This is a genomic window from Mesorhizobium sp. M1A.F.Ca.ET.072.01.1.1, from assembly GCF_004023325.1.
GTDB lineage: Bacteria > Pseudomonadota > Alphaproteobacteria > Rhizobiales > Rhizobiaceae > Mesorhizobium.
On the sequence record NZ_RZSF01000242.1, the window covers coordinates 1 to 10,501 of the forward strand.

Here is a 10,501-nt window from a genome sequence, read left to right on the forward strand (position 1 = left end):
GCAAGGCGCCATCGTCGAGGTGGCGCCGGCCCGCGCCGCGCTGATGGCAGCGATTGCCGAGCGTATCGCCGGCCATGGCGGCGCCGGGCTGTTCATCGACTACGGCCATCTTGAGCCGGGCTTCGGCGACACATTGCAGGCTGTGCGCAGGCACGATCACGAAGACGTGCTGGCCAATCCCGGCGGGGCCGACCTTACCGCTCACGTCGATTTCGCCGCGTTGGCCGCAGCCGTCCGGGAGCACGGCCTCCAGGCGGAACTGACCACGCAGAGCGAATTCCTGCTCGGCATGGGCTTGCTCGAGCGCGCCGGCGCGCTGGGCGCCCGGGCCGATGATGTCGCGCGTCAGGCGATTTCCGAGGCGGTCAAGCGCCTTGCCGGCCCCGATGCGATGGGCGAGCTGTTCAAGGTGATGAAGATCCTGCCAGCCGCGAAAACTGGCTGACATCGGCGGGCAACCCGTGCAAGCTGACCCTGCCACTTGCCCGAGCCTCACATCCCCCAACCGAACTCCACCTTGACGAAATCGCCCACGCGGACAACAAACCCTTCCATGCTGAATCAGACCAGACCCGATCCAGTACGCTCGCCGCTGCTTGCGAAGGCGCCAGGCATACGCCACGGCTATTTCACCCGCATCGGCGGCGTCTCCGGCGGCATCTATCAAGGCCTCAACATCGGCACGGGCTCCGGCGATGATCAGACGCTGGTTGCCGAGAACCGTCGCCGCGTTGCCTACTGGATGGGCGTGCCGGCGGATCATCTCCTCACCGCGCACCAGGTCCATTCTCCCGATGTCGTCATTGCCAGGGAGCCTTTTGCCGGCCCTCGCCCCCAGGCCGACGCCATCGTCACCGACCGGCCGGGCATCGCTGTCGGCGCCTCGACGGCCGATTGCGGTCCGGTGCTGTTCGCCGACGCGGAGGCGCGCGTCATCGGCGCGGCCCATGCCGGCTGGAAAGGCGCCCTCACCGGCGTGCTCGAAAACACCGTAGACGCGATGGAAGGGCTCGGCGCCCGCCGCGATCGCATCGTCGCCGTGCTCGGCCCTTCCATCGGACCCGACAATTACGAGGTGGGACCGGAATTCGTCGCTCGCTTCATCGAGGCCGACGCCGGCAATCAACGCTACTTCAAGTCGTCGCAGAACCCTGGCCACTCGATGTTCGACCTCAACCAATATACGGTCGACCGGTTGCGCAAGGCCGGCGTGACCGCCGACGGGCTCGGCCGCTGCACTTACGCCGAAGAACACCTTTTCTATTCCTACCGCCGCACCACCCACCGCAGGGAAGCGGATTACGGGCGGCAGGTCTCGGCAATCGTTCTGGAGAAAGAGTAATGGCGCTGCATTTCGAACGTTCGGAATTCGACGCGCGGCGCGACCGGCTGCTGATCGAGATGGCCGAGAAGAAGCTCGACGCCGTGCTTTTGTTCGCGCAGGAGAGCATGTACTGGCTGACCGGCTACGACACTTTCGGCTTCTGCTTCTTCCAGTGCCTGGTGGTGAAGGGCGACGGCTCGATGGTGCTGCTCACCCGCTCGGCCGATTTGAGGCAGGCGCGAAACACCTCGACCATCGAGAATATCGTATTGTGGACCGATCGTGATGGCGCCAATCCCGCGATCGACCTGCGCAACCTGCTCAACGATCTCGATCTGCTTGGCGCCCGCATCGGCGTGGAATACGATACGCACGGCCTCACGGCCTACAATGGCCGTCGCGTGGACGAGCAGTTGCAGACCTTCGGCCAGATCGCCGATGCTTCCGGAATCGTCGGCCGGCTGCGGCTCTTCAAGAGTCCAGCCGAGATCGCCAAGGCCGAAAAAGCCGCAAGCCTCGCCGACGATGCGCTCGATGCCGCGCTGCCGCTGATCAAGCAGGGTGGCGACGAGGCGCTGATCCTGGCCGCCATGCAAGGAGCAGTTTTTGCCGGCGGCGGCGACTATCCCGCCAACGAATTCATCATCGGGTCCGGCGCCGATGCCCTGCTCTGCCGCTATAAGGCCGGCCGCCGCAAGCTCACCAAGAACGACCAGCTGACGCTCGAATGGGCTGGCGTCTTCCATCACTATCACGCGGCGATGATGCGCACCGTTTTGACCGGGAAGGTCTCGAAGCGCCACCAGGAACTGTTCGATGCCGCCCGCGCGGCTCTGCTTGCCGTCGAGAAGGCGATGACGCCGGGCAATTCCTTCGGCGACGTCTTCGACGCGCATGCCCGCACGCTCGAGGCGCATAATCTGACCAAGCACCGGCTGAACGCCTGCGGCTATTCGCTCGGCGCCCGCTTCACGCCGTCCTGGATGGACATGCCGATGTTCTACCAGGGCAATCCGGAGCCGATCGCGCCCAGCATGACGCTGTTCGCGCATATGATCATCATGGATTCGGAAACCGATACGGCGATGACGCTCGGCCGCACCTATCTTACCACGGAATCGGCGCCGAAGCCGCTCTCGCGCCATGATCTCGACTTGATCGTGCAGTGAATCCATAATGGTTGGTTCACGCGGGGGCGTTCGCCACCAGGGAGTTGTCGGGCAAATGAGACGATCGCAGGTGACGACCGTGTCATTGCTTGCGGCGCTGGCGCTGGCCGCCTGCACCAACGCCAAGGACGTCCTCGATCCTTCTGCCGTCAAGCCGCCGGCGGGTTCGGCCCAGGCTCTGCCGGCCACCCAGGGCACGTCGGCCACCGCATCGCCAACAACGACCACCGCGCCCGCGCCCACAGCGACCGCGGCGGCTTCAACGCCTGCCACGCCGGCTCAGGCCGCCGCCATCGCCAAGACCCGGCTGCAGGTAGCGCCGATCGTCGGCGCCTCGGTGGAGGCCGCAGCACCCTTGACGGCGGAATTGCAGACGCGCGCCAGGCAGCGCGGCGTGACCCTTGTCGGCAGCACCGACCAGACGGCGACGCATGTGCTGAAGGGTTATTTCTCGACGATGTCCGAAGGCAAGGACACCACAGTCATCTATGTCTGGGATATCTACGATCCGTCGGGCAACCGCCTGCATCGCATCAATGGCCAGCAGAAAGCGGTTTCCGTCGGCAGCGGCGAAGGCTGGCCGGCGGTAGCGCCGGCCACCATGCAGGCCATCGCCGACCAGACGATCGACCAGTTCACCGCGTGGCTCGGCAGCGGCGGCGCCGGTTGATCGACCAACCTGTTGCCGGCTTGCGATCCAGCCGGCCTTTGTTGCGCCTTGTCGAACGATTCCCGATCACGAGGCTTGCAATACCGGCGCGGGCCGCTAAAAGCCCGGCATAAAGGCTCATGAGAGTCTGTCCGGTCTCTCCATCCTTCACCAGGAACGGTGCATGAAGCTTTTTGCGGGCAATTCCAACAGGGTGCTGGCCGAAGCGGTCGCTCGCTATCTCAACATCCCGCTGGGGAAGGCCAGCGTCAGGCGCTTCGCCGATCAGGAGATCTTCGTCGAGATCCAGGAGAACGTGCGCGGCGAGGATGTCTTCATCCTGCAGTCGACCTCCTATCCGACCAACGACCATCTGATGGAGCTGCTCATCATGATGGACGCCTTCATGCGCTCCTCGGCAAGGCGCATCACGGCGGTCATTCCCTATTTCGGCTACGCCAGGCAGGACCGCCGCGCCTCAGGTCGCACGCCGATTTCGGCCAAGCTCGTCGCCAACATGATCACCCGCGCCGGCGCCGATCGCGTGCTGACGCTCGACCTGCACGCCGGCCAGATCCAGGGCTTCTTCGACATCCCGACCGACAATCTGTTCTCGGTGCCGGTGATGGCCCGCGACGTGAAGGCGAAATACAAGCAGCTCGGCAATGTCGTCGTCGTATCGCCCGACATCGGCGGCGTAGTGCGGGCGCGCGCGCTTGCAAAACGCTTCGATGCCCAGCTCGCCATCGTCGACAAGCGCCGCGAGCGCCCCGGCGAATCCGAGGTGATGAACATCATCGGCGCCGTCGCCGGCAAGGATTGCCTCTTGATCGACGACATCGTCGATTCCGGCGGCACGCTCTGCAACGCGGCCGATGCCTTGCTCGCCAACGGCGCGACCAGCGTCACTGCCTACATCACCCATGGCGTGCTCTCGGGCGGCGCCGTTGCCCGCATCAGTGGCTCGAAACTGCAGGAACTGGTGATCACCGATTCCATCCAGCCGAGCCAGGCCGTGCTCGACGCGCCCAACATCCGCGTCATCTCGATCGCCGACCTGATGGGCGAGGCGATCTCGCGCACGGCGACAGAAGAATCGGTCTCGAGCCTGTTCGACTAGACCGCGCCGCTGCTGGCCTGAACCGGGCCGCTTGATCGCTTTGCCCCCTCGCCTGACTCGCGCGCACCGCGCATATAGCCGCGCGGCGAACTGCCGAGCATGCGCTTGAACATGGTGATGAACGCCGGCACGCTGTCATAGCCAAGATCGAACGCCACCCTGGTGATGGGCTCGCCGTCGGCGAGCCTCGGCAGCGCCGCGAACAGGCAGGCCTGCTGGCGCCAAGTGGAGAGCGACAGCCCGGTCTGGCGGTGGAAGGCGCGTGTGAAGGAGCGCCGGCTCATGCCAGCGGCATCCGCCCATTCGTCGATCGTCGCATGCGGCGAAGGCGCCGCGACAAAGCGCCGGCAGAGCGCCGCAAGCTTCGGATCCGACGGAAAAGGCAGGCCGAGCGGCCGCTCCGGCAGGTTCGGGATCTCATGCAGCAGGAGCCCCATGATCAGCCCGGCGCGTCCTTCGAGCTCGCCGCCCTGAGGCAGCTTCTCCGATTCCACGATCAGGCTGTGCATCAGCTCGGTGATGCCGACGACGCGCAAGCCCTCCGGCAGGCCGGGAATTGCATCCGGCACCACATAAACCGAGCGCATCGAGACGTCGCCCAGCATCTCGACCGAATGCTCGATGCCGGCCGGTATCCACATCGCATGGTCGGGCGGCACCATCCAGCGGCCGTGCTTGGTCGTCACCAGCACGACGCCGACAAGCGCATGCAGCAACTGGCTGCGGCTGTGGCGGTGCCGCGGCACGTGGTAGCCGTCGGGATATTCGGTCGGCAACGCGACCGCCGGCCCGACCGCTTGCTCCAGCCACTGCCAGCGGCTTTCATGCAGCCGACCGAGCTCGGCGGCATCGCCCCTGAAGATTTCCCGGCCATGCGGCATTCGATGTGGCCCACTTGCGAAACTATTGGACCAAACCACGAAAGAAGTCGCCATTCAAGCCGATTATAAGACAAGCGGCCAATAAAGCTGGCTGGCTGCGGTTCGCCGCCAAAAAGACCCGGAGCATTGCCTTGACCGATACGACCGCCACCGCCGTCGCCACCCCAGCGCCGGCAAGCCACACCTCGGCGCAAGCGACGGCCTTCACCGTCATTCTTGCGGTGAGCTTCTGCCACTGCGTCAACGACATCATGCAGTCGCTGCTTTCGGCGATCTATCCGCTGCTCAAAGAGAATTACGGTCTCGATTTCTGGCAGATCGGCCTTCTTACGTTCACTTTCCAGGTAACCGCCTCGCTGCTGCAGCCTGTGATCGGCATGATCACCGACAAGCGACCGATGCCCTATTCCTTGCCTTGGGGCATGGCCTCATCACTGGTCGGGCTGGTGGTGCTTGCGCATGCCGGCCATTACTGGCTGCTCCTGATCGGCGCCTCGCTGATCGGTATCGGCTCGGCGATCTTCCATCCGGAATCCTCGCGCATCGCCCGCTTCGCCTCGGGCGGCCGCTTCGGTCTCGCGCAATCGCTGTTCCAGGTCGGCGGCAATTTCGGCCAGGCAATGGGCCCGCTGCTCGCCGCCTTCATCGTCGTGCCTTTCGGCCAGACCAGCATTTCCTGGTTCGCCGTCGGCTCGCTGATCGGCATCGTCGTGCTGTGGCAGGTTGGCGGCTGGTACAGCCGGCTGCGCGCCTCGATGGCCAGCCGCAAGCCGGCGGCTCACGTCTCGCCCTTCCCACGCAAAAAGGTCATGGGGGCATTGGCGGTGCTGACGCTGCTGGTGTTGAGCAAGAACGCCTATATCGCCTCGCTGTCCAGCTACTACACCTTCTACGCCATCCATAAGTTCGGCGTTTCGGTGCAGATGTCGCAGGTCATGCTCTTCCTGTTCCTCGGCGCCTCGGCGCTTGGCATCCTGCTCGGCGGCCCGTTCGGCGACCGCTACGGACAAAAGGCGATGATCTGGTTCTCGATCGTCGGCGTTCTGCCCTTCACGCTGGCGCTGCCTTACGCCAATCTGGAATGGACGATGGTGCTTACCGTTGTGATCGGCCTGATCCTGTCGTCGGCCTTCTCCAACATCGTCGTCTTCGCGCAGGAACTGGTTCCCGGCCGCGTCGGCATGATCGCCGGCATCTTCTTCGGCTTCGCCTTCGGCATGGGCGGCATCGCTGCGGCCGTGCTCGGCGTCATCGCCGACATGAAAGGCATCGACTTCGTCTACCACGTCTGCTCGTACCTGCCCTTCCTCGGCCTGCTGACCGTGTTCCTGCCGAACATGAAGGAGGCCAGGAAAGCCTGAGCCGGCCACTCCGGACGAGCTCCAGAGAGCAAAGCACCCGCGCGATGGCGGGTGCTTCTCTGGCGCTGGGACTCAGGCCTGGAAGAAAGCCAGGAGGTCGGCATTGATGACCTCCGCATGGGTCGTCGCCATGCCGTGCGGAAGGCCCTTGTAGACTTTGAGCTCGCCCTTCTTGAGCAGCTTGATCGCGAGCAGCGCCGAATCCGCGATCGGCACGATCTGGTCGTCGTCGCCATGCATGACCAGCACCGGCACGTCGATCTTCTTCAGGTCCTCGGTGAAGTCGGTTTCCGAGAACGCCTTGATGCAGTCGTAATGCGCCTTGGCGCCGCCCATCATGCCCTGCCGCCACCAATTGTCGACCACACCTTCCGACACCGTCGCGCCTGGACGGTTGAAGCCGTAGAAAGGGCCGGCCGGAACGTCGCGGAAGAACTGGGCGCGGTTCGTCGTCAGCGCCGAGCGAAAGCCGTCGAACACTTCGATAGGCAAGCCACCGGGATTGGCAGCGGTCTTGAGCATGATCGGCGGCACCGCGCCGATCAGCACAGCCTTGGCGACACGGCCTCCGGAACCGTACTGCGCGACATAGCGCGCCACTTCGCCACCGCCGGTCGAATGCCCGACATGGATGGCGTTCTTGAGGTCGAGATGCGCAACCAGCGCCGTCACATCGGCGGCGTAGGTGTCCATCTCATTGCCGGTGTCAGTCTGGCTGGAGCGGCCATGGCCGCGGCGGTCATGGGCGATGACCCGATAGCCCTTGGAGAGGAAGAACAGCATCTGGGCATCCCAGTCGTCGCTGCTCAGTGGCCAGCCATGGTGGAAGACGACCGGCTGACCGGTGCCCCAATCCTTGTAGTAGATCTGCGTGCCGTCCTTGGTGGTGATCGTGCCGCTGCCCGAGCCGGCCTTCGCATGTGAAGCTTCAGTCATCTCAATCTCCGTTTTAGATGCCGCGATAAATGATATCGCGATAATGATATGTTTAGCGCAACGATGACTTCTTGTCCACGATAATATGTATCGCGATATGATTTTTTGTGCTAAAGAGCCTCACGACGTCGACAAAAGGATCATGGCGCGATGCCTCTGCCCCTGGACAATCAGCTCTGTTTCGCGCTCTACGCCACGAGCATGGCGATCAATCGTACCTACAAGCCCATGCTCGACGAGATGGGGATCACGTATCCCCAGTATCTCGTGCTCAATGCGCTTGGAGAGGCCGATGGCATGTCGGTCGGCACCATAGCGCGCCGGCTGGCGCTGGAATCGAGCACCGTCACGCCGCTCGTCAAGCGCATGGAGCAGGCGGGTCTGGTGACCCGCCAGCGCAGCCATGACGATGAGCGGCAGGTGCAGGTCGATCTCACCGCGGCAGGCCGGGCGCTGCTCACGCAATGCAGCTGTCTGGGCGAAACGCTGGTCGAGCGTTCAGGCATGACCTCGGCCGAGATCGATGCTCTCACGCGAAAAGTCCGGGCGTTGCGCGATGCGTTGAGCGGCGACCAATCGGCTGATGCTGCCTGACCTCCAAACGCCGGACAAAGTCTGCTTAGTGCAGGCCACGGCCCGCGTCCCATCGCAGGGGCGAGCCATTTCCGCCGCGGCTTGGCAGGCATCCTGGACGATGGTCCAAAAAAGACGTTCAAAATCCTGGCTTAGCCCGGCGCCGCCTCGCTGCTGACCGGCGGCAGTTGCGGCGCATCCAGCCCCTGGAACGGGTCGCGCCAGGCATCGATATGATCGATCCGCCGATACCAGCGGCTGAGCGACGGATAGTCATCGAGCGGCAACCGGGCGGCATCATTGAACGCGAGAAAGGTCGCCATACGAAAGTCGGCATAGCAAACCGAATTGCCGACCAGCCATTGGCGCCCGCAAAGCTCGGCTTCAAGGATGGCGGCCGTCATGTGGAACTGCCTCAGCCCCTCCTCGACCAATGCCTTGTCGATCGGCCCCAGTCCCCAGCGCTGTTTCGTGCCGCGCTCGAAATGCACCATGTCGCAGGCCCTGACGAAATTCTCCTTGCCCCAGCTCAGCCAGCGGATCATCTGCGGCTCGTCGTCGCCGGTGCGCCAGAAATCCGAATGCATGTCGCGCGAGAGCCGGCATGCGATCGCATCGGCTTCCCACAGGCTCCATCCCGGGCCGACCAGGATAGGCAAGGTCAAATTGGGGTTCAGCGCGCGGTAGCGCTCGGCCTGCCCTGGTGCCATGGGCGAGGCGAATTCGAAGGCGACATCGGCCTTCAGATAGCGCGCCGCCGCGACCGCGAGGCGAGGATTGGGATTGCGGCTGAACAGTAGTTTCATGTCGATCTCCGGTCCTTCGATTGCCTGCCAAGGACGTTTGAAACCGGCCCGATGCTACATGACGCATGCGGGCGGGACCCGGCGCAACTCGCCAGATCCGACGGAGCAACGCGTCGGCTATGCCTCCCCGACCGGATATCATCGCGCAGCGTGGCCGAGCCTTCCCGTTCAACGGCTTGCGCCCCTGCCCGCCTTCCGCTATAGAGCCGCCACCCGCGTAGACACCCTTGGAGGCAACGCGGAGGAAGGCCGGCCAGGCCTGCATGATCCCCGAAGCGTTTGGACAGCCAAAAGCGTTGGATCGACCATGCGAGGCCGCGACGGCTTTCGACGTTTACGGATGGGCTTGCCCGCCGCGAACGCTCCATAACACGCGAAAGGAAATGCCATGAGCCACGAGGCTTACGAGCTCAAGGCCGAAGCGCGCGAACAGGTCGGTAAGGGGTCCGCCCGTGCAGTTCGCCGCAACGGCAAAGTGCCTGCAGTTATTTACGGCGACAAGCAGCCCCCCCTGGCGATCGCCCTCAACTACAAGGACATCTTCTACAAGATCCACGGCGGCGGGTTTCTGACCACGATCGCTACGATCGATGTCGACGGCAAGAAGATCCAGGTTCTGCCGAAGGATTTTCAGCTCGACCCTGTCAAGGACTTCCCGGTCCATGTCGACTTCCTGCGCATCGGCAAGGACACCGAGGTCAATGTCGACGTGCCCGTCCACTTCATCAATGAGGACAAGTCGCCCGGCATCAAGCGCGGCGGCGTGCTCAACATCGTTCGTCACGAAGTCGAGTTCCACTGCCCTGCCAACGCGATCCCGGAATTCATCACCGTCGATCTCGCCGGCACCGAAATCGGCGACTCGATCCACATTTCGGCGGTTGTCCTGCCGGCCGGCGTCAAGCCGGTGATCTCCGATCGCGACTTCACCATCGCGACCATCGCCGGCTCCGCGGCAATGAAGCCGGAGACGGAGGAGACTGCCGAAGCGGCGGCGCCGGAAGCTGAGGCCGCTGAGGCCGAAGAGAAGTAATTTCTCTCAGCGCCAGGAGACAACGATGCTTGTCTTTGCAGGCCTCGGCAATCCGGGCGCGAAATATCAGAACAACCGACACAATGTCGGCTTCATGGCGGCGGACGCGATAGCCCGCCGCCATTCCTTTTCGCCCTGGTCGAAGAAGTTCCAGGGCCTGATCGCCGAGGGCGCGCTGGGCGGCGAAAAGATCCTTTTGATCAAGCCGCAGACCTTCATGAATTTATCCGGCCAGTCGGTCGGCGAGGCGTTGCGCTTCTACAAACTCGATGCCGCCGCCCTCACCGTCTTCTACGACGAGATCGATCTTGCCGCCGGCAAGCTCAGGGTCAAGGTCGGCGGCGGTTCCGGCGGCCACAACGGCATCCGATCGCTCGACCAGCATGTCGGCAATGCCTATCGCCGGGTGCGCATCGGCGTCGGCCATCCTGGCGTCAAAGAGATGGTGCACGGCCATGTGCTCGGCGATTTCGCCAAGGCCGACCGTGAATGGCTCGACGTGTTGCTCGACGCGATCGCCGACGACGCCGCACTGCTGGCCAAGGGCGACGACAACTCCTTCATGAACCGCATCACCTTGGCGCTGCGCGAGAAGCTCGTGCCGACCGGCGATGACGATCGGCCTCCGCCCAAGGCACCAAAACAGGAG

General features: G+C 63.9%; 12 protein-coding genes. 9 read left to right on the forward strand and 3 right to left on the reverse strand.

The window, feature by feature from the left end:
* The 5 genes from EOA32_RS26420 to EOA32_RS26440 all read left to right on the forward strand — a co-directional run.
* On the forward strand, positions 1-445 hold a 445-nt coding region (locus EOA32_RS26420), incomplete at its 5' end, for an SAM-dependent methyltransferase (protein ID WP_189407381.1).
* A gap of 108 nt (positions 446-553) precedes the next feature.
* Complete coding sequence (gene pgeF, locus EOA32_RS26425) at positions 554-1,342, forward strand: peptidoglycan editing factor PgeF (protein ID WP_095781291.1); 789 nt, start codon at positions 554-556, stop codon at positions 1,340-1,342.
* Positions 1,342-2,493, forward strand: coding sequence for a Xaa-Pro peptidase family protein (locus EOA32_RS26430; RefSeq protein ID WP_066994388.1), 1,152 nt, complete (start codon positions 1,342-1,344; stop codon positions 2,491-2,493). The genes pgeF and EOA32_RS26430 overlap by 1 nt, the downstream gene beginning before the upstream one ends.
* A 55-nt stretch (positions 2,494-2,548) precedes the next feature.
* Positions 2,549-3,163: a hypothetical protein gene (locus EOA32_RS26435; protein ID WP_066994385.1), complete on the forward strand. Its 615-nt coding sequence runs from the start codon at positions 2,549-2,551 to the stop codon at positions 3,161-3,163.
* 163 nt (positions 3,164-3,326) lie between these two features.
* Positions 3,327-4,262 (forward strand): ribose-phosphate pyrophosphokinase, encoded by a 936-nt coding sequence (locus EOA32_RS26440; RefSeq protein WP_066994382.1) that lies wholly within the window; start codon positions 3,327-3,329, stop codon positions 4,260-4,262.
* On the opposite strand, the gene EOA32_RS26445 is transcribed toward EOA32_RS26440, so the two are convergent.
* Positions 4,259-5,143 carry a helix-turn-helix transcriptional regulator gene (locus EOA32_RS26445; RefSeq protein ID WP_095777306.1) on the reverse strand — a complete coding sequence of 295 codons (885 nt, stop codon included), beginning with the start codon at positions 5,141-5,143 and terminating at the stop codon, positions 4,259-4,261. The two genes, EOA32_RS26440 and EOA32_RS26445, sit on opposite strands and share 4 nt — an antisense overlap.
* A gap of 131 nt (positions 5,144-5,274) precedes the next feature.
* Between EOA32_RS26445 and EOA32_RS26450 the strand changes: the two genes are divergently transcribed.
* A complete protein-coding gene (locus EOA32_RS26450) occupies positions 5,275-6,504 on the forward strand; it encodes an MFS transporter (RefSeq protein WP_176477688.1) in 1,230 nt (409 codons plus the stop codon).
* 72 nt (positions 6,505-6,576) lie between these two features.
* Here EOA32_RS26450 and EOA32_RS26455 read toward each other — a convergent pair whose 3' ends face one another.
* Positions 6,577-7,440 carry an alpha/beta hydrolase gene (locus tag EOA32_RS26455; RefSeq protein ID WP_095826570.1) on the reverse strand — a complete coding sequence of 288 codons (864 nt, stop codon included), beginning with the start codon at positions 7,438-7,440 and terminating at the stop codon, positions 6,577-6,579.
* Positions 7,441-7,590: 150 nt separating this feature from the next.
* Between EOA32_RS26455 and EOA32_RS26460 the strand changes: the two genes are divergently transcribed.
* Positions 7,591-8,034, forward strand: a complete 444-nt coding sequence (locus EOA32_RS26460; protein WP_066994371.1) for a MarR family transcriptional regulator — start codon at positions 7,591-7,593, stop codon at positions 8,032-8,034.
* A 131-nt stretch (positions 8,035-8,165) separates the two neighbouring features.
* Here the strand turns inward: EOA32_RS26460 and EOA32_RS26465 are convergent, their stop codons facing one another.
* Complete coding sequence (locus EOA32_RS26465) at positions 8,166-8,819, reverse strand: glutathione S-transferase family protein (protein WP_095781285.1); 654 nt, start codon at positions 8,817-8,819, stop codon at positions 8,166-8,168.
* Positions 8,820-9,207: 388 nt separating this feature from the next.
* Here EOA32_RS26465 and EOA32_RS26470 point away from each other — a divergent pair, with 388 nt between their 5' ends.
* Positions 9,208-9,852, forward strand: a complete 645-nt coding sequence (locus EOA32_RS26470) for a 50S ribosomal protein L25/general stress protein Ctc (protein WP_095781284.1) — start codon at positions 9,208-9,210, stop codon at positions 9,850-9,852.
* A 25-nt stretch (positions 9,853-9,877) separates the two neighbouring features.
* Positions 9,878-10,501: aminoacyl-tRNA hydrolase (gene pth, locus EOA32_RS26475; protein WP_128373280.1), on the forward strand; the 624-nt coding region annotated here is incomplete at its 3' end.